Source organism: Streptomyces sp. NPDC048419, from assembly GCF_043200415.1.
In the GTDB taxonomy this organism is placed as follows: Bacteria; Actinomycetota; Actinomycetes; order Streptomycetales; family Streptomycetaceae; genus Streptomyces.
In genome coordinates this window covers 93,461-118,103 of the sequence record NZ_JBICXT010000024.1, presented here as the reverse complement: position 1 = coordinate 118,103, position 24,643 = coordinate 93,461, and the positions used below count along the sequence as shown (strand labels likewise).

The following is a 24,643-nucleotide window of genomic DNA, read 5'->3' as shown; positions in this document are numbered from 1 at the left end:
GGCCGGGTCTCGTGCGAGACCCGGCCCTTTCGCGTTCCGTCAGACGCCGGCCGGCTCCGGCGCCCTGTCCGCCTTCTCCGGCTTCTCCGCCTTCGCCTGCCTCTTCGCCGCACGCTTCTTCGCGCGCCGCTCCTTGCGGAGCTCGAGCATCGCGTAGAGCGTCGGGACGAGGAGCAGGGTCAGCAGGGTCGACGTGATCAGGCCGCCGATGACGACCACGGCGAGGGGCTGGGCGATGAAGCCGCCCTCGCCGGTGACGCCGAGGGCCATCGGGAGCAGGGCGAAGATCGTTGCCAGGGCCGTCATGAGGATCGGGCGCAGCCGGTGACGGCCGCCCTCGATGACGGCCTCGACGACGCCGTGACCCTGCTTGCGGTACTGGTTGATCAGGTCGATCAGCACGATCGCATTGGTCACCACGATGCCGATCAGCATCAGCATGCCGATCATCGCGGGGACACCCATGGGGGTGCCGGTGGCGATCAGCAGGCCGATCGCGCCCGTCGCCGCGAACGGGATGGAGACCAGCAGGATCAGCGGCTGGGCCAGCGAGCGGAAGGTCGCGACCAGCAGCATGAAGACGATCGCGATCGCCGCCAGCATCGCCAGGCCCAGGTTCTTGAACGCGTCGTCCTGGTCGGAGGTGACACCGCCGATCTCGGCCGTGGCGCCCGCGGGGAGCTTCAGCGCCTTGATCCTGGCCTGGAGCTTGGTGCTGACCGCCCCGGTGTTGTCACCGGTCGGCTTCGCGGTGATGGTGGCGGCCCGCTGACCGTCGATGCGGGTCATCGACACCGGGCCGTCGACCAGCTTCACCGTGGCGATGTCGCCGAGCTTCACCGGGCCGAGCCGGAGGTTCTTCAGCTGGTCCAGGGTCGTTGCCGGCTTCGCCGACCTGATGACGACGTCGCGCTCGGTGTCGTCCAGGACCGCCTTGGCGGCGGTGGTGCCCTTGACCGTCTCGGCGACGGCCGCGCCCAGGGTCTGGTCGCTGAAGCCGGCCGCGGCCGCCTTGGAGGTGGCCTTGACCGAGATCCGCGGCACGCTCTGCGAGAGGTCGCTGCTGACGTCGGTGACATGGGCGAGGCCCGCCACGGCGGAGCGCACCTGCTCCGACGCCTTGCTCAGCACCGCCCCGTCGGCCGCCTTCACGACGACGCTCAGGTCCTGGTTGCCGAAGCCGTCACCGGCCGAGACGGTGGTCGTGCCGATGCCGGAGAGCTTCTTCAGACCCGACTCGATGTCGTTCTGCACGTCGTCGGACGACGCCTTGTCGTCCAGCATCACCTGGTACGACGCCTGGTTGGTGCCCGTGCCGCCGCCGAAGGCCGCCATGAAACCGGACGAGCCGACCGTGACCTGGTAGTCCTTGACGCCCTTGACGCCGGCGAGCAGCTTCTCGACCTGCTGCGCGGAGGCGTCGGTGGCCGCCAGGCTGGTGCCGGGCCTCAACTCCTGCTTGACGGTGAGGACTTCCTGGTCACCCTGGTCGAAGAAGTTGGTCTTCAGCAGCGGCGCCATGCCGAACGTGCCGACCAGGATCACCGCCGCGAGCAGCACGCTGGTCAGGCGGCGACGGGTGGCGAAGCGCAGGACGGGGACGTAGAGGCGCTGGAGTCTGCTCCTGGCCTCCTTCTCCTCGGCCGTGCGGCGGGCCTCGTCGGCGTCCTCGGGCGTGCCCTTCGGGGCGCGCAGGAACCAGAACGACAGCACCGGCACGACCGTCAGCGAGACCAGCAGCGACGCCAGCAGGGCCGCCGTCACCGTGATGCTGAACGAGCCGAACAGCTCGCCCACCATGCCGCCGACCAGGCCGATCGGGAGGAACACGGCGACCGTGGTGAGGGTGGAGGAGGTGACCGCGCCGGCGACCTCGCGGACCGCCTTGAGGATGGCCTCCTGGCGCTCCTCGCCGTAGCCGAGGTGCCGCTTGATGTTCTCCAGGACCACGATCGAGTCGTCGACGACCCGGCCGATGGCGATGGTCAGGGCGCCCAGCGTCAGCATGTTGAGCGAGAGGTCCCGCGTCCACAGCACGATCAGGGCCAGGACGACCGAGAGCGGGATGCTCACCGCGGTGACGAGCGTCGAGCGGACCGACGCGAGGAAGACCAGGATGACGAGGACGGCGAAGAGCAGGCCGAGGCCGCCCTCGGTGGTGAGGCCGCTGATGGCCTTGGAGACCGCAGGGCCCTGGTCGCTGACGACCGTGATCTTCGTCTCGGAGCCCAGGTCCTTGCGCAGGGCGGGGAGCTTGTCCTTGACCGCGTCCGAGATGGCCACCGCGCTGCCGTCGTGGTCCATGGTGACCATCACGGCGAGGGACGGCTTGCCGTCGGTGCGGGTGATGGAGTCGGCCGCGGCCTGCTCCTGCTCGACCGTGGCGATGTCGCCGAGGCGTACGGGCTTTTGGGCCTGGGCGCCCTCGCCCGTGACCATCAGGTCCTTGATCTGCTGCAGCGAGGTGAAGCCGCCGCCGACCTGGACGGTGCGGTTGTGGCCGCCCTCGTCGAAGGAGCCCGCGGGGACGGTCGCGCCGCCCGCCTGCAGGGACTGCGACAGCGCCTGCGCGGTGAGGCCGGCCGCCGCCAGCTTCTTGCCGTCCGGCGTGACGGAGACCTGGAGGTCTCGTACGCCGTCGACGGTGACCTGGCCGACGCCGTCGACGTCCTTCAGATCCGGTACGACGGTCTTGTCCAGCTGGTCGGCGAGGGCCTGCTGGTCCTTGCCGGAGGTGACGGCGAGGACGACGGTCGGCATGTCGTCGGTCGAGCCGGCGACGACCTGCGGGTCGACGTCGTCCGGGAGCTGGACACGGGCCCGGTTGACCGCCTGCTGCACGTCGGCGACGAGCTGCTTGGTGTCGCTGCCGTAGTCGAAGGACGCCATGATCACGGCGTTGCCCTCACTGGCCTTGGAGGTGACGCCCGAAATGTCGTCGACGGCCTCGAGGTTGTCCTCGATGGGCTCCACGACCTGCTTCTCGACCACGTCCGGGGAGGCGCCCTGGTACGGCACGAGGACGGAGACCATGGGCAGTTCGATGGAGGGCAGCAGCTGCTGCTTGAGCTGGGGTATCGCTATCGCCCCGAAGGCGAGCGCGATGATGGACATCAGCCCGATCAGGGCCCGTTGCGCGAGGCTGAACCTGGACAGCCAGGACATGGGTGAGGGTCTCTCTTCGGTGAGCGGCAGAAGGCAGGTGCGGCGCACATGTGAGCGCCCGCCCCTACACCCTGAGCCATCACTGAGAGGTGATCCGTAGGCCCCAGGTCCACTTTCCTTATCCGGCGCATACTCCGGGCGCAGTACGGAGGGTTGAGTTCACTCCACCCTCGGACGTACCAGTCCGGACTCGTACGCGATCACCACCAGCTGGGCCCGGTCGCGCGCCCCCAGCTTGGACATGGCCCGGTTCACATGCGTCTTCACGGTGAGCGGGCTGACCTCGAGGCGTTCGGCGATCTCGTCGTTGGAGTGGCCGCCGGCGACCTGGACCAGGACCTCGCGCTCACGGACGGTGAGCGTGCCGAGCCGTTCGGAGCGGGCGGGGTCGCGGCCGTCGTCGGCGGAGTCGCCCTGCGCGAGGAAGCGGGCGATCAGGCCCTTGGTGGCGGCCGGGGAGAGCAGCGCCTCGCCGCCGGCCGCGACGCGGATGGCGCTCAGCAGCTCGTCCGGTTCGCTGCCCTTGCCGAGGAAGCCGGAGGCGCCGGCGCGCAGCGACTGGACCACGTAGTCGTCGACCTCGAAGGTCGTCAGGATCACCACGCGGACCTGGGCGAGGGAGGGGTCGGCGCTGATCATGCGGGTGGCGGCGAGGCCGTCCGTGCCGGGCATCCGGATGTCCATCAGGACGACGTCGGCCCGCTGCTCCTTGGCCAGGCGCACTGCCTCCGCGCCGTCGGACGCCTCGCCGACGACCTCCATGTCGGGCTCGGAGTCGACGAGCACACGGAACGCGCTGCGGAGCAGGGCCTGGTCGTCGGCGAGCAGGACGCGGATGGTCGTCATGCAGGGTCCTTCGCAGGGGGCGGGGTGGTGGGTGTCCGGTGTGCCGTCCGGCGGAGGGGCGTGCGGCGGCGGGTCATACGGCTTCTTCCGCGGCGCGGGAGCGGGTCTTGACCGGAAGGATGGCATGGACGCGGAAGCCGCCGCCGTAGCGGGGGCCGGTGGTGAGGGTGCCGCGCAGGGCGGTGACGCGCTCGCGCATGCCGAGCAGGCCGTGTCCGCCGCCGCTCACCGGCTCGTCGTCCTCGGCGGCGCCGTTGTCGAGGACGGTGATCTCCACGTTCGGGCCGACGCGCACCACGCTGACCTCGGCCTTGGCCTCCGTACCGGCGTGCTTCTGGACGTTGGTGAGGGCTTCCTGGATGACGCGGTAGGCGGCCAGGCCGACGGCGGCGGGCAGGTTGGTGCCCTGGTCGGCGCGGGCGACGTCGACGTGCAGGCCCGCGCTGCGGAAGGTGCCGACGAGTTCGTCGAGGCGGTCCAGGCCGGGAGCCGGTTCGGTCGGGGCCTCGGGGTCGCCGGACTGGCGCAGCAGGCCGACGGTGGCGCGGAGTTCGTTGAGCGCGGAGCGGCTGGCCTCACGGACGTGGGCGAGGGCCTCCTTGGCCTGGTCGGGCCGCTTGTCCATGACGTGCGCGGCGACGCCGGCCTGCACGTTGACCAGGGCGATGTGGTGGGCGACCACGTCGTGCAGGTCGCGGGCGATGCGCAGGCGTTCCTCGGCGACGCGGCGCCGGGCCTCCTCCTCACGGGTGCGTTCCGCGCGCTCGGCGCGCTCCCGTATGGCCTGCACCACGGCTCGGCGGCTGCGGACGGCGTCGCCCGCGGTGGCGCCGATGCCGGTCCAGGCGAAGGTGGCGAGGTTCTCCTGGGCGTACCAGGGAAGGGGCCCGGCGAGCATGGCGGCGCCGGTGAGCACGGTCATCGTCAGCAGGCCGAGACGCCAGGTGGTGGGGCGGTCGGTGGTGGCGGCGACGGTGAACAGGGCGACGACCGCGGACATCGCGACCGGTGCCCTGGGGTCGTCGACGACGCTCTCGATCACCGAGAGGGTGCCGGTGAGGGCGAGGACCGTCCGCGGGACGCGGCGGCGGAAGACCAGGGCGAGGGCGCCGAGGGTCATGAGGACCAGGGCGAGCGGGTCGGGGGTGCGGATGCCCCACTCCACGCCGTTCCTGCCGTTCGGGTCCACGAAGGAGCCGGCCACCATGCAGGCGAGCACGCCGGCCGCGAGGGCCGCGTCCAGTGCCAGCGGATGGGCCTTGAGCTGGCATCTGGTGCGGTCTAGTGTGCTCACGCTCTGACAGTACGGGGGTGTACGCCGGGCCGGAACGGGTGGTGCCGGTGCCTTGCGACGGCCGTCGGGGGCTGCGCGCCCGGACCCCGGTGTCAGCCCGGGATCAGGCCGTCGTCGCTGAGCAGTTCCCGGACCTCCTCCAAGGTGGCGTCCGGGGACGGCAGGATCAAATCCGACGGTTCCAGGGAGTCGTCGGGGACGGGGGTGCCGAGTTCGCGGACCTTGCCGAGGAGGGCCTCCAGGGTGCGGCGGAAGCCGGGACCGTCGCCGTTCTCCATCTCCCTCAGGAGTTCGTCGTCCAGCTTGTTGAGTTCGGTGAGGTGGCTCTCCGCCAGCCTCACCTGCCCCTCCCCCATGATCCGTACGATCATGTCGCCCATGTCGGCCTCCTAGGCGTGGCCCCTACTGCTTGTCGAAGCGCGGGGTGTCCGTCGGCTGCTGCTGGGACTGACCCTGACCGGTGCCGCCCTCGATGGCCTGCTGCGAGCTCGACCCTCCGGCCAGCTCCGCCTTCATGCGCTGCAGTTCCAGCTCTACATCCGTACCACCGGAGATCCGGTCCAGCTCGGCCTGGATCTCGTCCTTGTGCATGCCGGACTGGTCGTCCAGGGCGCCGGAGGCGAGCAGTTCGTCGATGGCGCCGGCGCGGGCCTGGAGCTGCGCCGTCTTGTCCTCGGCGCGCTGGATCGCCAGGCCGACATCGCCCATCTCCTCGGAGATGCCGGAGAAGGCCTCGCCGATCCGGGTCTGGGCCTGGGCCGCCGTGTACGTGGCCTTGATGGTCTCCTTCTTGGTACGGAAGGCGTCGACCTTGGCCTGCAGCCGCTGGGCCGCCAGGGTGAGCTTCTCCTCCTCGCCCTGCAGCGTCGCGTGCTGCGTCTCCAGGTCGGTGACCTGCTGCTGGAGGGCGGCACGGCGCGACAGCGCCTCGCGGGCCAGGTCCTCACGGCCCAGCGCCAGCGCCTTGCGGCCCTGGTCCTCCAGCTTGGACGACTGCGACTGCAGCTGGTTCAGCTGGAGTTCCAGCCGCTTGCGGGACGTGGCCACGTCCGCCACGCCTCGGCGCACCTTCTGGAGCAGCTCCAGCTGCTTCTGGTACGAGTAATCGAGGGTCTCGCGCGGGTCCTCGGCCCGGTCAAGGGCCTTGTTCGCCTTCGCGCGGAAGATCATCCCCATACGCTTCATGACACCGCTCATGGGCTTCGCGCGCCCCCTTCTGACCGACTCCGGCTCCAGCTCTGCGACAGAACCCACAGTACGGGCCCTGCATCCATTGACGCACTGTTCGGGGACGGATGCGCTCATCCGCAAGGACGACTGCTGCCGATCCCGATCCGGCGTAGGGAGTAGGTGGCCCCCCAGGGAACCGCAACGTGCGCAACGTCCCCTCTGTCCCTTACATGACGACTGGTGTTGCCGGATCGTTCCCCGCGGGGCTGTGGTCCAACCCCGGCCACCCCGTACCCTTGGGTTTTGTGTTCCGTAGCCGTGCCAAGGAAGAGAAGGTCAGCACCTCCAAGGTGTCCGTGACCGACTCCAAGCAGCCCAGAGACCCGCAGGCCCCGAAGGGTCGGCCCACGCCCAAGCGCAATGAGGCCCAGTCCCAGCGCCGCAGCGTCGCCAACACTTCGATGACGCGCAAGGACGCCTCCAAGCGCCAGCGCTCGGATCGCCGAGCCGCGCTGGAGCGACAGCGTCAGGCGCTGGCGGGCGGTGACGAGCGGTACCTGCCGGCCCGCGACAAGGGCCCGGTCCGCAAGTTCGCCCGCGACTGGATCGACTCCCGGTTCAACGTGGCGGAGTTCTTCCTGCCCATGGCCGTGGTCATCCTCGTGCTGAGCATCGTCCGGGTGCCCGCGCTGCAGAACATCGCGCTGCTGCTGTGGCTCATCGTGATCGTGCTGATCGTGCTGGACGCGGTCGTCAGTGCCGTACGGCTGCGCAAGGCGCTCGCCGCGCGCTTCCCCGACCAGAACACGAAGGGCGCCACCCGCTACGCCCTGATGCGCTCCCTGCAGATGCGTCGCCTCCGGCTGCCGAAACCGCAGGTCAAGCGCGGAGAGCGGCCCTGAGCACGACATCTTTCTCCGGGGGCGCGGCGGATGCCTGGCTGAGCAGGCTGGGCGGGCTGCGGGATGTCGTACGCCAGGAGCTGGTGGCCCGGCAGCTCGACGAGCAGATGGCGGCGCGGTTCCCGGTGGGGCAGCGGCTGCGGGTGCTCGACGTGGGCATGGGCCAGGGCACGCAGGCGCTGCGCCTGGCGCGGGCCGGGCATCAGGTGACCGGCCTCGAGCAGGACGCCACGATGGTCGCGGTCGCGCGCGAGGCGCTCGCCGGTGAGCCGGAGGGCATCCGGGAACGGATGCGGATCATCGAGGGCGACGGCCGGGACACCGGCGTGCACTTCCTGCCGGGCAGCTTCGACGTGGTCCTGTGCCACGGCGTGCTGATGTACGTCGAGGAGCCGGACCCGCTGCTGGCCGGGCTGGCCCGGATGCTCGCCCACGGCGGGCTGCTGTCGCTGCTCGTGCGCAACGCCGACGCGCTGGCGATGCGGCCGGGGCTGTCCGGGGACTGGCCGGCCGCGCTCGGCGCCTTCGACACCGTGTCGTACACCAACCGGCTGGGGCTCGACGTGCGCGCCGACCGGCTGAAGACGCTGACGGCCACGCTCACCGGGATCGCCGCGCCCCTGCACGCCTGGTACGGGGTGCGGGTGTTCACGGACACCGCGGCGGACGGGGCGCAGCTCCCGGCCGACGTGGAGACCCTGCTCGCGGCCGAGGAGCGGGCCGGGCGGACGGATCCCTACCGCGGGGTGGCGGCGCTGCTGCACCTGTGCGGGGTGCGCGGCTGAGCCCCATTCGGGCGTGCACCACGAGCCGGGCATCCGGCCCGCCGTGAGACTCGGGGCATGGACGTTTCCCGTACCCCCGCCTTCCGGCTGCTCGTCTCGGCGGCCGCGCTGTGCTGTTCCCTCGCGCTCGTCTCGGGCTGCTCCGGCTCCGCGCCCCAGGGCGGGAAGGAGAAGTCGACCACCCGGGCCGCGCAGGCGGCCGTACCCATGTCGGGCGAAGACCTGCAGAGCGACTACCAGAAGGTGATCAAGGACGTACTGCCGTCGGTGGTGCAGATCCAGGCGGGCAACGACCTGGGCTCGGGGATCGTCTACGACGACCAGGGGCACGTCGTCACCAACGCGCACGTCGTCGGGGACCAGAAGACGTTCCAGGTGACGACCGCCAACAGCGAGGACACGCTCACCGCCAGGAGCGTCTACTCCTACCCGGCGCAGGACCTCGCCGTCATCAAGCTGGACACGATGCCGAAGGGGCTGAAGCCCGCCGCCTTCGCGGACTCCTCGAAGGTCCAGGTCGGGCAGATCGTGCTGGCGATGGGCTCGCCGCTCGGGCTGTCGTCCAGCGTGACGCAGGGGATCGTGTCGGCGACCGGACGGACCGTCACCGAGAACAGTTCGGGCGGCGGTACGGGCGCGACGATCGGGAACATGATCCAGACGTCGGCGGCCATCAACCCGGGCAACAGCGGCGGCGCCCTGGTCAATCTCGACGGGCAGGTCATCGGCATTCCGACGCTCGCCGCCACCGACCCGAACCTCGGCAACAGCGCGGCGCCCGGCATCGGGTTCGCGATCCCGTCGTCGATGGTGAAGACGGTCGCCGACCAGATCATCAAGAGCGGCAAGGTCACCGACTCGGGCCGGGCCGCGCTGGGCATCACGGGCCGTACGGTCGTCGACGACCAGCTTCAGCCCGCCGGGGTCGCGGTGGTCGAGGTGAAGAGCGGCGGGGCGGCCGACAAGGCCGGTCTGCGGGCCGGGGACGTGATCACCCGGCTGGGCCACACGGACGTCACCACGATCACGTCGCTGACCGAGGCGCTGGCCGCGGAGAAGCCGGGTGACAAGACGTCGGTGACGTACACCCGCAATGGGCAGGAGAAGAAGGCGGACGTGACGCTGGGCGAGCAGTGAGAGCTCGGCGGGCAGTGAGAGCTCGGCGGGCAGTGGAGAGCTCGGCGGGCAGTGGAGAGGGGGGGGGGGGGGGGGGGGGGCCCCCCCCCCGCCCCCCCCCCCCCGCGGGGGGGTGGGGGTGGGGGGGGGGGGGGGGGGGGGGGCGCCCCCCCCCCCCCCCCCCCTCTCCGAATCCCCCGTACCGCCTATGCCTCCTCGGCGTGCAGGCTCATCGGTCCGTAGATCTGCGCGGAATCCTCGAACAGCCGCACCTGGTCGGCGCCGCCTTCCTGAAGGGCCTTCCAGTGCTCCCCGATCCAGGACTCGGCGTCTCCCTGCGTGGTGAACTCCTCGGGCTGCACCGCGGGCTGGACCTCAGCCCCGTCCGCCTTCTCGAAACGCCACGTCCATGCCGCCATGTACGCCTCCCGTGTCTGGGGCACCTGCAGAGCAGAAGCCGGATCTTGGTCCGGCTCCTGCCCAGAAGACTAGTCGGACGGGCAGCACCTGCGCAGACACGCGAAAATCACTGTCGTGGAAGTGACTCTGCTCGGCACCGGTGCCCCCGCGGGCCTGCCCCGCCCCGACTGTCCCTGCGCCGCCTGCGCGACCGCGCTCGGCGGTGACGCGCGGGCGGCGACTGCCGTGCTCGTGGACGGGACGCTGCTGCTCGACCTGACGCCGGGCGCCGCGTTCGCGGCCGCGCGGTCCGGTCATTCGCTGGGCGGCGTACGGCAGGTGCTGCTCTCGCACCCGCACGACGGACCGCCGGTCGAGGTGCCCGCGGGGCTGCCCCACCCCGGACGGGTACCGGACGGGCGGGAGTTGGCGCTCCTGACGGGGCATCGGGTGCGGGCGGTGGCGATGGACGCGCCGGGCACCGGGTACGCGGTGACCGGGCCGAACGGGCAGCGGCTGCTGTATCTGCCGCCCGGCGGCGCACCCGCCGGCCTGGAGAACGGGTCGGCCGAGTCGTACGACATGGTGCTCGTCGACGCCGTGGGGCGCCCCGACGCGCTGGCGAAGCTGCGGGCGGTGGGGGCGCTCGGCCCGACCACGGACGTCGTCGCCGTCCACCTGGACCACGACGTGCCGCCGGGACGCGAGTTGGAGCGGCGGCTCGCCGCCGCGGGGGCACGGGCCGTGCCGGACGGGACGACGCTGACGGTGGGGGTGTACGAGGACGTGCCCGACGTACCGCGGCGGACACTGGTGCTGGGCGGGGCCCGGTCCGGGAAGTCCGTGGAGGCCGAGCGGCGCCTGGAAGCCTTCCCCGGAGTGCTGTACGTGGCGACGGGCGGCTCCCGGGGCGACGACACGGAGTGGGCCTCACGGGTCGCCACCCACCGGGAGCGGCGTCCGGGGTCCTGGCGGACGGAGGAGACCTGCGACCTGGTGCCGCTGCTGAAGGCGGACGGGCCGCCGCTGCTGATCGACTGTCTGTCCCTGTGGCTGACGGACGCGATGGACTCCGTCGGGGCATGGGACGACGCGGAGTGGGCGGACAGCGGGGAGCGCGCGCTGCGTGAGCGGGTGCGGGAGCTGACGGAGGCGGTGCGTGCCACCCGGCGGACCCTGGTCGCCGTGTCGAACGAGGTGGGCTCGGGCATCGTGCCGGCCACGGCGTCCGGGCGGCGCTACCGGGACGAACTCGGCCGCCTGAACGCGGCGTTCGCCGGTGAGTGCGAGCACGTGCTGCTGGTGGTGGCGGGCCAGGCGCTGGTGCTACGCGGCTGACCGGGGCCGGCGCGCGATGATCCGGTACGTGTACGGGAGCCGGTCCAGGACGTGCCGGCTCGCGGCCACGATCACGCAGTCCTGGGCCTCGAGTCGGCGGCGCAGTTCGTACGAATCCTGCGGGGCCGCCTCCACCAGGAGGAGGCCGCCGGGGCGCAGGAGCGTGAGGGCGGCGTGGAGTTCGGTGCGGGGGTCCGGGACGGGTGAGCGGCGGTCGAGGAGGGTGACGACGTCGTAGCGGCCCCGCAGGATCGCCGTGATGTGCCGGTCCGTCACATGGCCCGCGTACGCCTCCTCGATGCGCTCCAGATGGCGGGCGTAGGCCACGCGCGGGCCCGGGTCGAGGCCGTCGATGGAGGTGTACGGGAAGAGTTCCCGCGCCGTCTCGGGGAAGTGGGCCTCGCCCGTGCCGACGTCCAGCCAGCTCTCCGGCTCGGGCAGCAGCCGCTGGATCGCGCGGGCCGTCGAACGGTGGCGTCTGTGCCGGTCGACGGCGCTGACGCGTCTGCGCAGGCTGTTCATGGCGGCTCCCGGAGGCGTACGACAATCCGCTGCAAAACGGAACGTAAGGGATCAAGAACCTGGGGGCAACGACGTCGTGTGCGCGTGGTGCCCCTGTGGCGCTGTCCTGTTCGACCGGTGCCGGTACTGTTCGGCGAATGAGCTCGCTTAATCTCGACGACTTCACCGATCTGATCGAGCGCCCGGACGGCGGGGTGCGGCGCGACGCCGAGGCGCGCAGGGAGCGCCAGATCGTGCCGCCCGGATCGCTGGGCCGGCTCGACGACCTGGGTGAGTGGCTGGCCGCCGCGCAGGCCGCCGTGCCGGTGCGGCCGATCGAACGGCCGCGGGTGGTGCTCTTCGCCGGTGACCACGGAGTCGCCGAACTGGGCGTCTCGGCACGGCCCGCGGGCAGCGCCGGCGAGTTGGTGCGGGAGGTCCTGGAGGGCGGCCGTCCGGTCTCGGTGCTCGCGCGCCGGCTCGGCGTGCCGGTGCGCGTCGTCGACATGGCGCTGGACTGCGACCCCGAGACGCTGCCCGACGAGGTCGTGCGGCACCGGGTGCGGCGCGGCAGCGGGCGTATCGACATCGAGGACGCGCTGACGGCCGAGGAGGCCGAGGCGGCGTTCCGCGCCGGGATCGCGGTGGCCGACGAGGAGGCCGACTCCGGCACGGACCTGGTGGCGCTCGGCGATGTGAGCGTGGGCGGGACGACGGTGGCCGGCGTGCTGATCGCCGCCCTGTGCGGGACCGACGCCTCGGTCGTCACCGGGCGGGGCGGGCTCGCCATCGACGACCTGGTGTGGATGCGCAAGTGCGCGGCGATCCGGGACGCGCTGCGGCGGGCGCGGCCCGTGCTGGGCGACCAGTTGCAGTTGCTCACGGCGGTGGGCGGCGCCGATCTCGCCGCGATGACGGGTTTCCTGCTGCAGAGCGCGGTGCGCAAGACGCCGGTGATCCTGGACGGGGTCGTGGCGGCCGCCTGTGCGCTGGTGGCGCAGCGGGTCGCGTTCCGGGCGCCGGACTGGTGGCTGGCCGCGCACGACAGCGGGGAGCCGGGACAGGCCAAGGCCCTGGACCGGATGGCGCTGGAGCCGCTGCTGTCGCACGGGGTGACCGTGGGCGAGGGCGCGGGCGCCCTGCTCGCGCTGCCGCTCGTGCAGGCCTCGGCGGCGCTCGCCGCGGAGTTGCCGGAGAAGCCGGAGCCCTCGCGCGAGGGTGACGGCGACAAAGACACCGTGAGCGAGAAGAAGGACGAGGAGACCGAGGCGGAAGAGATCGGCTAGGCGGCGCGCCAGAGCCGAAAGTCGACCGACCGGCGACCAAAGATGGAGGGGTTCATCAGGGCATCGCCCATATGATCCTTATCCATGGGAGATGCCCGAATTGCCTCGCGGCGGTCCGCCGCATTCGCCGTCTGGTATTTGCGGGCCGTCGCGTTCGTCAACTTTCTCAGTGCCGTGTGGGTGTCGCTGGGACAGGACGTGCGACGGCACAACCAGGAGAACTTCTTCACGCCGTACCTCCTGACCGCGGGCTTCGCCTCCGGGGTGTTCACGGCCTTCCTCGCCGTCACCATGCGGCGCCGCAAGCGCGCCGCGTGGATCCTCAACCTGGCGCTTGCGGGCCCCTTCCTCGGGCTGTTCGGCTTCGCCATGGTGTTCCCGGAGATCCGGCAGTACGCCCAGAACTGGGTCTCGCTCGGCCTCACCGCCGCCTTCGTCGTCGCCCTGCTGGTCGGGCGGCGGGAGTTCTACGCCAAGGGCGACCGCTCTAATCCGAAGCTCGCCGCCGCGGTCGCGGTGGGCGGCACGCTGGCCGCCTCGCTGTTCGCCGGCCTGCTGGTGACGCTCACCAACCAGGCGCCGGACGCGGCGAGTTCGACGTTCCTGGAGCGCTGGCGCTACGGCACCTTCCGGCTGGTCTCCATCGCCGTCGACGAGTCCCGCTTCCCCGGCGTGGACGCGCCGAACTGGGCCAACGTCGCCATCAACGTCCTCAGCACGGTCCTCGTCCTCGCCGTCTTCTACGCCGCCTTCCGCTCCCGGCGCGCCGTCGACCCGCTCACCGAGGACGACGAGAAGCGGCTGCGGGAGCTGCTGGAGCGGCAGGGGGAACGGGACTCGCTCGGGTACTTCGCGCTGCGCCGGGAGAAGAGCGTGGTGTGGTCGCCGACGGGCAAGGCCGCGGTGGCGTACCGGGTCGTCGGGGGCGTCTCGCTGGCCTCCGGTGATCCCATCGGCGACCCCGAGGCCTGGCCCGGCGCCATCGAGCCGTGGCTCGCCGAGGCGCGGGCGCACGGGTGGATCCCGGCCGTGATGGGGGCGAGCGAGGAGGCCGGGACCGTGTACACACGCCACGGTCTCAACGCCCTGGAGCTGGGCGACGAGGCGATCGTGGAGGTCGCCGAGTTCACGCTGGAGGGCCGGGCCATGCGCACCGTGCGGCAGGCCTACAACCGGGTCAAGCGGGCCGGGTACGGCGTGCGGATCCGGCGGCACGAGGACATTCCGGCCGACGAGATGGCGTATCTGCTCCAGCGGGCGGACGACTGGCGCGACGGGGCCACCGAGCGCGGGTTCAGCATGGCGCTGGGGCGGCTCGGGGACCCCGAGGACGGACGGTGCGTCATGCTCGAATGCACCGACGGAAAGGGCGAGTTGCGGGCGGTGCTGTCCTTCGTGCCGTGGGGCCCGCACGGCCTCTCCCTCGACCTCATGCGGCGCGACCGGGACTCCGAGAACGGGCTGATGGAGTTCATGGTGCTCGAACTGCTGCGCCGCGCCCGGGACATCGGAATCACCCAGGTCTCCCTCAACTTCGCCATGTTCCGCTCGGTCTTCGAACGGGGGGCGCGGCTCGGTGCCGGGCCGGTGCTGCGGCTGTGGCGCTCGCTGCTCAGCTTCTTCTCGCGCTGGTGGCAGATCGAGTCGCTGTACCGCGCCAACGCCAAGTACCGGCCCATCTGGGAGCCGCGGTTCCTGCTCTTCGAGAAGAGCGCGGACCTGCCGCGCATCGGCATCGCGTCGGCCCGGGCGGAGGGGTTCCTGGAGGCGCCGGGACTGCCGAAGTGGCTGCACCGCAAGCATCTGGAGACGCACAGATGAGGACCACCGCGTGAGGGCACTCGCCCGCTGGGCCCGTGGCGAATGGGGTCTCCTGTACGTCACGGCGCGCGAGCCGCTGCTGAAGCGGCGCTGGCGGGCGGTCCCGGCAACGCTCGGGGCGGTGGGGCTGACGGCTCTCGTGCAGCTGGCGCAGAACCAGTCCTGGGGCTACCGGCTCGTGCAGAACGCCGGTGCGGTGCGCGCCGAGGACCCCCTGTGGCTGGCCCTTCTGCGCACACCCCTCTCGCTGTTCGTCCCGGCCCTGGACCTGCCCGTCTGGGGCGCGCTCGTCCAGGTCCTGTTCGTCTTCGGCATCGCGGAACTCTGCCTGGGCCGCCGGCGCACCCTCGTCATCGCCTACGCCGCCACCCTCGCCGGCACGCTCTACGCCCGGGCCGGCATCCGGCTCGGCTTCGACAACCCCCTCGGCCTCCCGCACTCGGACGCCGCCGTGGTCGACACGGGCCCCTCGGCGGCGGTGGTGGGCCTGGCCGTCTTCCTCGGCTGGCGCTACGGCGCCTACACCACGGCCGGCGCCGTGACGGCCGCGATGGCGATCGAGGTCATGCTGAAGGGCAACCTGGCCGGCAAGGAGCATCTGGCGGCGATCGCGGTGGTGATCCTGCTCTGCGCGGTACCGGCGCTGCGGCACCGTCGCCGCAGGCCGGCGCGGGGTGGGCTGGGGGCGGGGTCGCTGCGGAGCGGATTCTGCGGCTTGCGGCGGGCCTGGCTCTCCCGCCGAGGAGCCCTCGGCGAGATCGATCACGTCCGCCGGAGGACCCGGTGCCGGCGCCTGGACCCGCGGGGCTACGCGCACCGTCACCGGCTCAGCACGCGTCCCGGTGCCGGGTCGGGTTTTCCGCCCAGGAAATCCTGGAACCTGCGGCGAGGGCCCAGCCAGCGGCGGTCGTGGTGGTAGGCGCGCAGGAGGGACCTGGCGCGGGCGCGGGGGCGGCGGCGGTAGAAGCGCCTGGCCCAGGGTGAGGTGGGGCGGGCCAGGCGGATGACGCCGATCAGGCCGATGAACGGGACGATCACACTGAAGATCGCCATCCGCGCCTTGCCCTTGCTGAGCACGGCCAGGGAGAACAGGAAGTTGATGACCACGGTCGAGATCACGCTGCCGCGGTCCTGGAGTTCCTGCTGGGTCATGTCGTTGACGCCGAACGGTGAGAAGCCCACGAGGCCCAGGCCCACCAGGGCGGCCGTGAGGACGACCACCTCCACGCTCTTGCGGCCCTCCTCGCTCCAGTAGACGTCGTCGAGGTGCAGGATCAGCGCGAACTCGTCGAGGACCAGTCCCGCGCCGACGCCGAAGACGACCGCGAAGACGGCGGCGCCGAACCCGTACCGGCTGCTGGTCACCGCGCCGAAACCGCCGAGAATGGTCAGGACGACGCCGGGCACCACGTGGTGGATGTGCACGCCGCCCGCGTTGACGTTGCCGAAGGGCCCCTTGCCCGCCCGGATGAGGCGCGTGACGACCCGGGTGACCAGGAACGTCAGCACGAACGCGGTGAGCGCGAGCAACAGAGGCAGCTTGCCCGGCTCGATGATGTTCCGCTGGAGCCAATGTCCCATATGTGCACTGTATCCAGGCCCGTCGCAGCCCTCTCGCCGACTGCCCGGTAACCTGCGCCGGTGCCCGAACCCTCCAAGACGCCCTGGCCCGACGGACTGCGTTTCGCCTTCGGCACGCTCACCGTGCTGCCCGTCCCGGTCACCCGCTGGGACCGGTCCGCGGCCCGCGCCGGCATGCTCTGCGCCCCGCTCGCCGGAGTGGTCGTGGGCGGCTGCGCGGCCCTGATCGGCGTGGCCCTGCTGGCACTGGGCGCGAGCGCCCTCGTCGCCGCCGTCGCCTCGGCCGCCGTCCCCGCAGCCCTCACCCGCGGCCTGCACCTGGACGGGCTCGCGGACACCGCCGACGGCCTGGGCAGCGGCAAGCCCGCCGAGGACGCGCTGCGCATCATGAAGCAGTCGGACATCGGCCCCTTCGGCGTGATCACGCTCGTCCTCGTCCTGCTCGCCCAGGTGGCCGCCCTGGCCCAGGCCTACGGCGGCTCATGGGCCCGCGGCGCGCTCGCCGCCGTCGTCTCGGCGACCGCCGCCCGTCTCGCGCTCACCCTGGCCGCCCGCTCCGGGGTGCCGGCCGCCCGCCCCGAGGGCCTCGGCGCGGCGGTCGCGGGCGTGGTGCCGGTACGGGCGGCGGCGCTCACCGCGGTCCTCGTCACCGGCGCGGCCGCCGCCGCGGGCGCGCTCCTCGGGACGTACGACATCGTCCGCACGGCGGTCGCGGTCGTCGCCGCGCTGCTCGTCGCCGAACTGCTCCTGCGGCACTGCACGCGCCGCTTCGGAGGAGTGACCGGCGACGTGTTCGGCGGGCTGGCCGAGACGGCGGCGACCGTTTGCCTCCTGGTGCTGTCACTGGGGCAGTAGTCTCATCGGCCGTACGGACACAGGGATTTGATCGGGGGACGTTCGTGCCGAAGCTTCGCCGTGCCACGGCCTGGTTCATCGACTTCGCACTGGTGCTGGCGCTGGCCGCCGCACTGGCCGTGCTCACCTTCCACCGCATCTCCGCGCTCGTCGCCGACGTGCCCGAACTCGCCACCCGCGGCGGTCTGGACCTGCTGACCTCGCGCGGCGACGTGATCGGCGCCTCCGAGGGCTTCGGGGTGTCGCTGTGGGACAAGGCCGTGCTCTACGTGGAGGAGGCGTTCGGTCTGCTGATCGTCGTCACCTTCCTCTACCAGTGGGCCTGTCTCTCCTTCGCCGGGCGCACCATCGGCAAGGGGCTCCTCGGCCTGAAGGTCACCCCGAGCCTCCCGCGCCGTGCCGCGGTGCGCGCCGCCGTCACCACCGCCGCCGACATCGCCGTCTACGCCGTCGCCTGCGTGCTGCTCATCGAGGGCGAGTTCCTGCTGTCGGTCGCCGTGTGGGCGCTGGCCGTCGCCGTGTTCTTCCTCAACGCGCTCCCGGTCTTCTCGCCCACCCGCCGCTCCCTCGCCGACCGCCTGGCCGGTACCGCCGTCACCGGCCTCGGCATCCGAACCGGCGCCGCCGCGCCCCCGGTTCGTACCTTCTGAGCGACGCGCGGCCGATGCGAGGACGGCGCGGGGAATGAGCCCGAGCGCGCACGCGCGTAGTCTCGACCCGAGTGTTCGCCGTACCGGGGAAGGCCCCGCTGAGACCGCACCCTGACGTCGGATCTAGGGTCGGCTGTCGGGCCCGGTCGACCCACACAGATCGACCACAGGAACTTCACATCGGAAGCGAGATTTCACCACCGTGACTGCTCTCACTCTCAGCACCGCCGCGGCGCCCGGTCTTCGGGCCGACGCGATCGTGATCGGTGTGGCCAAGGGCGCGAAGGGCCCGGTCGTGGCGCCGGGCGCCGAGGCCGTGGCCAAGGCCTACGACGGCGGGCTCGCCGGCGTCCTGGAAACCCTCGGCGCGTCCGGCGCCGAGGGCGAGGTGACGAAGCTGCCCGCGCCCTCCGGCTTCAAGGCCCCGCTCGTGGTGGCGGTGGGCCTCGGCCAGGAGCCCGACAAGGACGCGCAGGCAGCATTCGACTCCGAGGCTTTGCGCAAGGCCGCGGGCTCCGCCGCCCGTGCCCTCACCGGCGCCAAGAAGGCCGCCTTCGCCCTGCCCGTCGGCGACGCCGCCGACGTGTGCGCGATCGGCGAGGGCGTGCTGCTCGGCGCGTACTCGTTCGACGCCTACAAGGAGAACGGCAAGGACGCCAGGAACGGCAAGGCCCCGCTCGCCGAGGCCGCGCTGCTCGGCGCCAAGCCCCGCGACAAGGAGCACAAGGCGGCCGTCCAGCGCGCCGTCGCCGTCGCCGAGGAGCTCAACCGCGCCCGCGACCTGATCAACACCCCGCCGAACGACCTCAACCCCGAGGCGTTCGCCGCCGTGGCGCTGGCCGCGGCCAAGGAGCACGGCATCAAGGTGCAGGTGCTCGACGTCAAGGCCCTGGAGAAGGGCGGCTACGGCGGCATCCTCGGCGTGGGCGCCGGTTCGGCGTCGGGGCCGCGGCTGGTCAAGCTGTCGTACACCCCCTCCAAGGCGAAGAAGCACCTCGCGTTCGTCGGCAAGGGCATCACCTACGACTCGGGCGGCATCTCGCTGAAGCCGGCGGGCCACAACGAGACGATGAAGTGCGACATGAGCGGCGCGGCGGCCGTCTTCGCCGCCGTGGTCGCCGCAGCGCGCCTGGGCCTGGACGTGAACGTCACCGGCTGGCTGGCGCTCGCCGAGAACATGCCCTCGGGTTCCGCGACCCGGCCGGGTGACGTGCTGCGCATGTACAGCGGCAAGACGGTCGAGGTCCTCAACACCGACGCCGAGGGCCGGCTGGTGCTGGCGGACGCGCTCTGGGCGGCCTCCCAGGAGAAGCCGGACGCCATCGTGGACGTCGCGACCCTCACCGGCGCGATGATGCTGGCGCTGGGCAGCCGGACCTTCGGGATCATGGCGAACGACGACGCGTTCCGCTCCGCGGTGCACGAGGCGGCCGAGGAGGTCGGCGAGCCGGCCTGGCCGATGCCGCTGCCGGAGCACCTGCGTAAGGGCATGGACTCCCCCACCGCCGACATCGCCAACATGGGCGAGCGGATGGGCGGCGGTCTCGTCGCGGGTCTCTTCCTGCGCGAGTTCGTCGGCGAGGGCATCACCTGGGCGCACCTGGACATCGCGGGCCCGGCCTTCAACGAGGGCGGCTCGTTCGGCTACACCCCGAAGGGCGGCACGGGTACGGCGGTGCGCACCCTGGTCCGCCTTGCGGAGCTGACCGCCTCGGGCGACCTGGGCTGATGCAGAAATGAGTGAGGGGGCTCCGCGCGCGGGTAGGGCGGAGCCCCCCTTTTTCCGTCGGGTGCTCAAGTGAACGTGGGACGTCTCACACACCGGCCCGGCGTCTCGTTCACCTCCGACAAGTGCGAAGATGGGCCACGGCAGGACAGGGCCCCCACCACAGGGCCGAAGAAAGAGCGGCCGGACACCAGCCGCCGCCCGGTCACTGCTGACCGGCGTACGGCGCACAGCATGGAGGACGTGACGTGGCGAACGACGCCAGCACCGTTTTCGACCTAGTGATCCTCGGCGGTGGTAGCGGTGGTTACGCCGCGGCCCTGCGCGGGGCGCAGCTGGGCCTGGACGTCGCCCTGATCGAGAAGGACAAGGTCGGCGGTACCTGCCTGCACAAGGGGTGCATCCCCACCAAGGCCCTGCTGCACGCGGGCGAGATCGCCGACCAGGCCCGCGAGAGCGAGCAGTTCGGCGTGAAGGCCACCTTCGAGGGCATCGACGTCCCCGCCGTCCACAAGTACAAGGACGGCGTCATCTCCGGGCTCTACAAGGGCCTGCAGGGACTCATCGCCTCCCGCAAGGTGACATACATCGAGGGTGAGGGCCGGCTGTCCTCGCCCACCTCGGTCGACGTGAACGGCCGGCGCGTCGAGGGCCGGCACGTCCTGCTGGCGACCGGCTCCGTGCCGAAGTCGCTGCCGGGTCTGGAGATCGACGGCAACCGCATCATCTCCTCGGACCACGCGCTGGTCCTGGACCGCGTGCCGCAGTCCGCGATCATCCTGGGCGGCGGCGTCATCGGCGTCGAGTTCGCCTCCGCGTGGAAGTCCTTCGGTGCGGACGTCACCGTCATCGAGGGACTCAAGCACCTCGTCCCGGTCGAGGACGAGAACTCCTCCAAGCTTCTTGAGCGCGCGTTCCGCAAGCGCGGCATCAAGTTCAACCTGGGCACGTTCTTCTCCAAGGCCGAGTACACCCAGAACGGTGTCAAGGTCACCCTCGCCGACGGCAAGGAGTTCGAGGCCGAGTACCTGCTCGTCGCGGTCGGCCGCGGCCCGGTCTCGCAGGGCCTGGGCTACGAGGAGCAGGGCGTGGCCATGGACCGCGGCTACGTCCTGGTCGACGAGTACATGCGCACCAACGTGCCCACCGTCTCCGCCGTCGGTGACCTTGTGCCCACGCTCCAGCTCGCGCACGTCGGCTTCGCCGAGGGCATCCTGGTGGCGGAGCGTCTGGCCGGCCTGAAGACCGTCCCGATCGACTACGACGGCGTGCCGCGGGTGACCTACTGCCACCCGGAGGTCGCCTCCGTGGGCATCACCGAGGCCAAGGCCAAGGAGATCTACGGTGCGGACAAGGTCGTCGCTCTGAAGTACAACCTCGCGGGCAACGGCAAGAGCAAGATCCTCAACACCGCGGGCGAGATCAAGCTCGTCCAGGTCAAGGACGGTGCCGTGGTCGGCGTCCACATGGTCGGCGACCGCATGGGCGAGCAGGTCGGCGAAGCCCAGCTGATCTACAACTGGGAGGCGCTGCCCGCCGAGGTCGCGCAGCTCATCCACGCCCACCCGACGCAGAACGAGGCGATGGGCGAGGCGCACTTGGCCCTGGCCGGCAAGCCCCTGCACTCGCACGACTGACCCCTCGGTCGAACAAGCGACGACTCAGACTTCCGCAATTCGTAAGGAGCAACCGAAACCATGGCGGTTTCCGTAACCCTTCCGGCGCTCGGCGAGAGCGTCACCGAGGGCACTGTCACCCGCTGGCTGAAGGCCGAGGGCGAGCGAGTCGAGGCCGACGAGCCGCTGCTCGAGGTGTCGACCGACAAGGTCGACACCGAGATCCCCTCGCCCGCCGCCGGTGTCCTCGCCAGCATCAAGGTCGCCGAGGACGAGACCGTCGAGGTCGGCGCCGAGCTCGCCGTCATCGACGACGGCACCGGCGCGCCGGCTGCCGCGCCCGCCCCGGCCGCTGCGGAGGCTCCGGCCCCCGCCGCCGAGCCCGCCCCGGCGCCCGCCGCCGAGGCCCCGGCCGCCCCTGCCCCCGAGCCTGCCGCCGCCGCTCCGGCCGCTCCGGTGGGTGGCGCGTCCGGCACGGATGTGGTCCTGCCCGCGCTCGGCGAGTCCGTCACCGAGGGCACCGTCACCCGCTGGCTGAAGTCGGTCGGCGACTCCGTCGAGGCCGACGAGCCGCTGCTCGAGGTCTCCACGGACAAGGTCGACACCGAGATCCCGGCGCCCGCCTCCGGCACGCTGCTGGAGATCGTGGTCGGCGAGGACGAGACCGCCGAGGTCGGCGCCAAGCTCGCCGTCATCGGCGCCGCCGGTGCCGCTCCCGCGGCCGCTCCGGCGCCCGCCGCCCCGGCGCCCGCACCCGCCGCCGAGGCCCCGGCCCCGGCCGCCCCCGCGGCCCCGCCGGCGCCCGCCGCTCCGGCTCCCGCGCCCGCCCCGGCCGCCGCTGCTCCGGCTCCGGCCGCCCCGGCGCCCGCGCCGGCCGCTCCGGCTCCGGTCGCCCCGGCCGCTCCCGCGCCCGCCGCGGGTGCCACGGACGAGGGCGCCTACGTCACCCCGCTGGTGCGCAAGCTCGCCGCCGAGAACGGCGTCGACCTGGCCGGCGTCAAGGGCACCGGCGTCGGCGGCCGTATCCGCAAGCAGGACGTCATCGCCGCCGCCGAGGCCGCGAAGGCCGCCGCTGCCGCCCCGGCTCCGGCCGCCGCCGCTCCGGCCGCCAAGAGGGCGCCGGCCCTGGAGGCCTCTCCCCTCCGCGGCCAGACCGTCAAGATGCCGCGCATCCGCAAGGTCATCGGCGACAACATGGTCAAGGCGCTGCACGAGCAGGCGCAGCTGTCCTCGGTCGTCGAGGTCGACGTCACGCGTCTGATGAAGCTGCGCGCCCGCGCCAAGGACGCGTTCGCGGCTCGTGAGGGCGTCAAGCTCTCCCCGATGCCGTTCTTCGTCAGGGCCGCGGCCCAGGCGCTGAAGGCGCACGCGCCCATCAACGCCAGGATCAACGAGGGCGAAGGCACGATCACCTACTTCGACACCGAGAGCATCGGTATCGCGGTGGACTCCGAGAAGGGCCTGATGACCCCGGTCATCAAGCACGCGGGCGACCTCAACATCGCCGGCATCGCGAAGGCCACGGCGGAGCTGGCCGGCAAGGTCCGCGCCAACAAGATCACGCCCGACGAGCTGTCCGGCGCGACCTTCACCATCTCCAACACGGGTTCGCGCGGCGCGCTCTTCGACACGATCATCGTGCCGCCGGGCCAGGTCGCGATCCTCGGCATCGGTGCCACGGTCAAGCGCCCGGCGGTCATCGAGACCGAGGAGGGCACGGTCATCGGCGTCCGCGACATGACCTACCTGACCCTCTCCTACGACCACCGTCTGGTGGACGGCGCCGACGCGGCCCGTTACCTGACCTCGGTCAAGGCGATCCTGGAGGCGGGCGAGTTCGAGGTCGAGCTCGGCCTGTAAGGCTTCCAGCAGGTCCTGCAGACGCGCCCCCGTCCGGAACTCCGGACGGGGGCGCCGTCCTAGTGCGGTGCCAGGGAGTGGTCGCTCCAGTCCCACAGTGTCTCCACCCACACGTTCGGGATGTCCAGGTGCGGCGCGTAGGTGAGGTGCCGCGCCCGGTAGGCGTGCAGTACGTCGTAGGTGGCGTCGAGGCAGTCCCGCGAGGTCAGGTCGCCGGTCGTCCGGTCGGGGCCGACGAGGAAGCCGCGGCTCTCCACGGTGCGGATCATCTTCCGGGCGGCGTCCACGTCACCGGCCGGGGACGAGACGCAGCGGTAGCGGCTGTACGGGTGCGTGGACTTCCCCGGGTAGTGCGCGTCCCGGGACATCTCACCGAGCATGCGGGCGTACGAGCCCTGCGCGTGCCAGGCGCCGATGTAGCCGCCGGGCGGGGTGTAGAGCTCGTTCGTGGGGTTCTCGACGGCGCCGTAGACCCATCGGTCCGTGCCCGTGACCCGGAAGCCCCAGCCGACGTGGCCGAACTTCTGCGCCCCGTCCGGCTTGACGAAGACGCAGGCCCCGCCGGGCCCGGCGGGCCGTCCGGGGGCCACGGCCGAGCCGGCCATGCCCTGGACGTGCTCGCCGTTCGCCGCCGCGGCGGTGGCCGCCGGACGGGTGCCTCCGCCGGACGCCGCGGTGGGGGTCGGCCGGCACCCCGTGACGCCGATGACGGTGCCCGCGAGGGCCACCGCGACCGTCCAGCCGAGCCTGCTGCGCCGTTCCCCGATGTTCATGCCGTCCCCCAGATGGTGCGGGGGCGCCCCGTCCGGACACCCTTGCCGACCGCGACGGCACGGGGCGCCCGGGGGTTCTCGCCGTGACACGGCGGTGACGGCTCCGGGTCGGGTCCGGTACGGGTCTTTACACGCGACAACGCTCTGTTCGGCGTGTAAGTCTCGTCTCACCTGCACGAAAGCGCCCCCGTGCGCCCCTCCCGAGAGGCCTCGCGGCCTTATTGTCTAAACGTCAAACGCCCGCGGGGCCGATGGGCGGCCCCTCCCTAAGGAGCCCTCATGACCGCGCCCGTCATCCACTCGCTGCGCGAACAGATCCGCGAGCACATCGTGGAAGGGATCGTCAGCGGGCGCTGGCAGCCGGGCGAGCGGATCGTGGAGCGGCGCATCGCCACCGAGCTGGAGGTCAGCCAGACGCCGGTGCGGGAGGCGCTGCGCGAGCTGGAGTCGCTGCGGCTGATCGAGTCGGCGCCCAACAAGGGCGTGCGGGTGCGCAATCTGACGGCCGCCGACCTGGAGGAGAGCTACCCGGTCCGGGCCGGCCTGGAGGCGATCGCGGCGGAGCTGGCGGCGGACCGCCTGGCCGAGGACTGCTCGGCCCTGGAGCCGCACGTCGCCGCCCTCTACCAGGCCGACCGCGCCGCCGACGGCACCGGCCAGGTGCGGCACACGGTCGGCTTCCACCGCGAACTGGTGCGCGCCGCCGGGAACTCCGTGCTGCTGCACACCTGGGAGGGCCTGGGCATCGAAGTCTTCACGGCACTGTCCATCCGCTGGCTGGGAACCGTTCAGCAGTCGTACGCGGAGGAGCACGAGGAGCTGGTGCAGGCGTTCCGCAGGAGGGACCCGAGGATCGCCGAGCTGGTGAAGTCCCACGTGCTGGGCTGCGCGCCGCGGGCTTGACACAGCCGAGCATCCCCTCGCTCACCTGCGGAAACCCTTCCAACACGCGGCACCCG

At 72.0% G+C, this 24,643-nt stretch carries 22 protein-coding genes; 13 read left to right on the top strand and 9 right to left on the bottom strand.

Annotated features, from left to right (window positions below; translation table 11 throughout):
- Nucleotides 1–39: 39 nt before the first annotated feature.
- The 5 genes from ACGFYN_RS36875 to ACGFYN_RS36855 form a co-directional block, all read right to left on the bottom strand.
- Nucleotides 40–3,165 carry an efflux RND transporter permease subunit gene (locus ACGFYN_RS36875; RefSeq protein ID WP_393870320.1) on the bottom strand — a complete coding sequence of 1,042 codons (3,126 nt, stop codon included), beginning with the start codon at nucleotides 3,163–3,165 and terminating at the stop codon, nucleotides 40–42.
- A 159-nt stretch (nucleotides 3,166–3,324) separates the two neighbouring features.
- Nucleotides 3,325–4,011: a response regulator gene (locus ACGFYN_RS36870; RefSeq protein ID WP_393870319.1), complete on the bottom strand. Its 687-nt coding sequence runs from the start codon at nucleotides 4,009–4,011 to the stop codon at nucleotides 3,325–3,327.
- A gap of 73 nt (nucleotides 4,012–4,084) precedes the next feature.
- Entirely contained in the window at nucleotides 4,085–5,305 is a 1,221-nt protein-coding gene (locus tag ACGFYN_RS36865) for a sensor histidine kinase (RefSeq protein WP_393870318.1), read from the bottom strand.
- A 92-nt stretch (nucleotides 5,306–5,397) separates the two neighbouring features.
- Nucleotides 5,398–5,676 (bottom strand): hypothetical protein, encoded by a 279-nt coding sequence (locus ACGFYN_RS36860; RefSeq protein WP_393870333.1) that lies wholly within the window; start codon nucleotides 5,674–5,676, stop codon nucleotides 5,398–5,400.
- A gap of 31 nt (nucleotides 5,677–5,707) precedes the next feature.
- Nucleotides 5,708–6,502: a PspA/IM30 family protein gene (locus ACGFYN_RS36855; RefSeq protein ID WP_393870317.1), complete on the bottom strand. Its 795-nt coding sequence runs from the start codon at nucleotides 6,500–6,502 to the stop codon at nucleotides 5,708–5,710.
- A gap of 203 nt (nucleotides 6,503–6,705) precedes the next feature.
- Between ACGFYN_RS36855 and ACGFYN_RS36850 the strand changes: the two genes are divergently transcribed.
- From ACGFYN_RS36850 to ACGFYN_RS36840, 3 genes are all read left to right on the top strand, one after another.
- A complete protein-coding gene (locus ACGFYN_RS36850; protein WP_393870316.1) occupies nucleotides 6,706–7,377 on the top strand; it encodes a DUF3043 domain-containing protein in 672 nt (223 codons plus the stop codon).
- Between the two features lie 83 nt (nucleotides 7,378–7,460).
- Nucleotides 7,461–8,162 (top strand): class I SAM-dependent methyltransferase, encoded by a 702-nt coding sequence (locus tag ACGFYN_RS36845; protein ID WP_393870315.1) that lies wholly within the window; start codon nucleotides 7,461–7,463, stop codon nucleotides 8,160–8,162.
- Nucleotides 8,163–8,219: 57 nt separating this feature from the next.
- The gene (locus tag ACGFYN_RS36840; RefSeq protein ID WP_393870314.1) at nucleotides 8,220–9,299 is read left to right on the top strand and encodes a S1C family serine protease; all 1,080 of its coding nucleotides are present in this window, start codon (nucleotides 8,220–8,222) and stop codon (nucleotides 9,297–9,299) included.
- 185 nt (nucleotides 9,300–9,484) lie between these two features.
- On the opposite strand, the gene ACGFYN_RS36835 is transcribed toward ACGFYN_RS36840, so the two are convergent.
- The gene (locus tag ACGFYN_RS36835) at nucleotides 9,485–9,697 is read right to left on the bottom strand and encodes a hypothetical protein (protein ID WP_393870332.1); all 213 of its coding nucleotides are present in this window, start codon (nucleotides 9,695–9,697) and stop codon (nucleotides 9,485–9,487) included.
- Between the two features lie 115 nt (nucleotides 9,698–9,812).
- Here ACGFYN_RS36835 and ACGFYN_RS36830 point away from each other — a divergent pair, with 115 nt between their 5' ends.
- Nucleotides 9,813–11,015, top strand: a complete 1,203-nt coding sequence (locus ACGFYN_RS36830) for a bifunctional adenosylcobinamide kinase/adenosylcobinamide-phosphate guanylyltransferase (RefSeq protein ID WP_393870313.1) — start codon at nucleotides 9,813–9,815, stop codon at nucleotides 11,013–11,015.
- Here ACGFYN_RS36830 and ACGFYN_RS36825 read toward each other — a convergent pair.
- Nucleotides 11,004–11,537 (bottom strand): class I SAM-dependent methyltransferase, encoded by a 534-nt coding sequence (locus tag ACGFYN_RS36825; protein ID WP_393870312.1) that lies wholly within the window; start codon nucleotides 11,535–11,537, stop codon nucleotides 11,004–11,006. The two genes, ACGFYN_RS36830 and ACGFYN_RS36825, sit on opposite strands and share 12 nt — an antisense overlap.
- A 137-nt stretch (nucleotides 11,538–11,674) precedes the next feature.
- On the opposite strand from ACGFYN_RS36825, the gene cobT reads away from it, so the two are divergent.
- The 3 genes from cobT to ACGFYN_RS36810 all read left to right on the top strand — a co-directional run bounded on the left by cobT (nucleotide 11,675) and on the right by ACGFYN_RS36810 (nucleotide 15,542).
- Nucleotides 11,675–12,802 (top strand): nicotinate-nucleotide--dimethylbenzimidazole phosphoribosyltransferase, encoded by a 1,128-nt coding sequence (cobT, locus tag ACGFYN_RS36820; protein WP_393870311.1) that lies wholly within the window; start codon nucleotides 11,675–11,677, stop codon nucleotides 12,800–12,802.
- A gap of 84 nt (nucleotides 12,803–12,886) precedes the next feature.
- On the top strand, nucleotides 12,887–14,623 hold the full coding sequence (locus ACGFYN_RS36815) for a phosphatidylglycerol lysyltransferase domain-containing protein (RefSeq protein ID WP_393870310.1): 1,737 nt from the start codon (nucleotides 12,887–12,889) through the stop codon (nucleotides 14,621–14,623).
- A gap of 10 nt (nucleotides 14,624–14,633) precedes the next feature.
- On the top strand, nucleotides 14,634–15,542 hold the full coding sequence (locus ACGFYN_RS36810) for a hypothetical protein (protein ID WP_393870309.1): 909 nt from the start codon (nucleotides 14,634–14,636) through the stop codon (nucleotides 15,540–15,542).
- On the opposite strand, the gene ACGFYN_RS36805 is transcribed toward ACGFYN_RS36810, so the two are convergent.
- Complete coding sequence (locus tag ACGFYN_RS36805; protein ID WP_393870308.1) at nucleotides 15,443–16,204, bottom strand: hypothetical protein; 762 nt, start codon at nucleotides 16,202–16,204, stop codon at nucleotides 15,443–15,445. The genes ACGFYN_RS36810 and ACGFYN_RS36805 overlap by 100 nt on opposite strands.
- 60 nt (nucleotides 16,205–16,264) lie before the next feature.
- On the opposite strand from ACGFYN_RS36805, the gene ACGFYN_RS36800 reads away from it, so the two are divergent.
- The 5 genes from ACGFYN_RS36800 to sucB all read left to right on the top strand — a co-directional run bounded on the left by ACGFYN_RS36800 (nucleotide 16,265) and on the right by sucB (nucleotide 22,911).
- On the top strand, nucleotides 16,265–17,059 hold the full coding sequence (locus tag ACGFYN_RS36800) for an adenosylcobinamide-GDP ribazoletransferase (RefSeq protein WP_393870307.1): 795 nt from the start codon (nucleotides 16,265–16,267) through the stop codon (nucleotides 17,057–17,059).
- A gap of 44 nt (nucleotides 17,060–17,103) precedes the next feature.
- Nucleotides 17,104–17,709 carry an RDD family protein gene (locus ACGFYN_RS36795; RefSeq protein WP_393870306.1) on the top strand — a complete coding sequence of 202 codons (606 nt, stop codon included), beginning with the start codon at nucleotides 17,104–17,106 and terminating at the stop codon, nucleotides 17,707–17,709.
- A 202-nt stretch (nucleotides 17,710–17,911) separates the two neighbouring features.
- Entirely contained in the window at nucleotides 17,912–19,438 is a 1,527-nt protein-coding gene (locus ACGFYN_RS36790; RefSeq protein ID WP_393870305.1) for a leucyl aminopeptidase, read from the top strand.
- 245 nt (nucleotides 19,439–19,683) lie between these two features.
- Complete coding sequence (gene lpdA, locus ACGFYN_RS36785) at nucleotides 19,684–21,072, top strand: dihydrolipoyl dehydrogenase (protein WP_393870304.1); 1,389 nt, start codon at nucleotides 19,684–19,686, stop codon at nucleotides 21,070–21,072.
- A 60-nt stretch (nucleotides 21,073–21,132) separates the two neighbouring features.
- On the top strand, nucleotides 21,133–22,911 hold the full coding sequence (gene sucB, locus ACGFYN_RS36780) for a 2-oxoglutarate dehydrogenase, E2 component, dihydrolipoamide succinyltransferase (RefSeq protein ID WP_393870303.1): 1,779 nt from the start codon (nucleotides 21,133–21,135) through the stop codon (nucleotides 22,909–22,911).
- A gap of 59 nt (nucleotides 22,912–22,970) precedes the next feature.
- On the opposite strand, the gene ACGFYN_RS36775 is transcribed toward sucB, so the two are convergent.
- A complete protein-coding gene (locus tag ACGFYN_RS36775) occupies nucleotides 22,971–23,684 on the bottom strand; it encodes a hypothetical protein (RefSeq protein ID WP_393870302.1) in 714 nt (237 codons plus the stop codon).
- Nucleotides 23,685–23,963: 279 nt separating this feature from the next.
- Between ACGFYN_RS36775 and ACGFYN_RS36770 the strand changes: the two genes are divergently transcribed.
- On the top strand, nucleotides 23,964–24,587 hold the full coding sequence (locus ACGFYN_RS36770) for a GntR family transcriptional regulator (RefSeq protein WP_393870301.1): 624 nt from the start codon (nucleotides 23,964–23,966) through the stop codon (nucleotides 24,585–24,587).
- Nucleotides 24,588–24,643: the final 56 nt, after the last annotated feature.

Excerpts from the sequence above, each read along its gene's own strand:
- ACGFYN_RS36875 (WP_393870320.1), bottom strand. The coding sequence starts at position 3,165 with ATGTCCTGGCTGTCCAGGTTCAGCCTCGCGCAACGGGCCCTGATCGGG.
- ACGFYN_RS36870 (WP_393870319.1), bottom strand. The coding sequence starts at position 4,011 with ATGACGACCATCCGCGTCCTGCTCGCCGACGACCAGGCCCTGCTCCGC.
- ACGFYN_RS36860 (WP_393870333.1), bottom strand. The coding sequence starts at position 5,676 with ATGATCGTACGGATCATGGGGGAGGGGCAGGTGAGGCTGGCGGAGAGC.
- ACGFYN_RS36855 (WP_393870317.1), bottom strand. The coding sequence starts at position 6,502 with ATGAGCGGTGTCATGAAGCGTATGGGGATGATCTTCCGCGCGAAGGCG.
- ACGFYN_RS36850 (WP_393870316.1), top strand. The coding sequence starts at position 6,706 with ATGACGACTGGTGTTGCCGGATCGTTCCCCGCGGGGCTGTGGTCCAAC.
- ACGFYN_RS36840 (WP_393870314.1), top strand. The coding sequence starts at position 8,220 with ATGGACGTTTCCCGTACCCCCGCCTTCCGGCTGCTCGTCTCGGCGGCC.
- ACGFYN_RS36835 (WP_393870332.1), bottom strand. The coding sequence starts at position 9,697 with ATGGCGGCATGGACGTGGCGTTTCGAGAAGGCGGACGGGGCTGAGGTC.
- ACGFYN_RS36825 (WP_393870312.1), bottom strand. The coding sequence starts at position 11,537 with ATGAACAGCCTGCGCAGACGCGTCAGCGCCGTCGACCGGCACAGACGC.
- cobT (WP_393870311.1), top strand. The coding sequence starts at position 11,675 with ATGAGCTCGCTTAATCTCGACGACTTCACCGATCTGATCGAGCGCCCG.
- ACGFYN_RS36815 (WP_393870310.1), top strand. The coding sequence starts at position 12,887 with ATGGGAGATGCCCGAATTGCCTCGCGGCGGTCCGCCGCATTCGCCGTC.
- ACGFYN_RS36805 (WP_393870308.1), bottom strand. The coding sequence starts at position 16,204 with ATGGGACATTGGCTCCAGCGGAACATCATCGAGCCGGGCAAGCTGCCT.
- sucB (WP_393870303.1), top strand. The coding sequence starts at position 21,133 with ATGGCGGTTTCCGTAACCCTTCCGGCGCTCGGCGAGAGCGTCACCGAG.
- ACGFYN_RS36775 (WP_393870302.1), bottom strand. The coding sequence starts at position 23,684 with ATGAACATCGGGGAACGGCGCAGCAGGCTCGGCTGGACGGTCGCGGTG.
- ACGFYN_RS36770 (WP_393870301.1), top strand. The coding sequence starts at position 23,964 with ATGACCGCGCCCGTCATCCACTCGCTGCGCGAACAGATCCGCGAGCAC.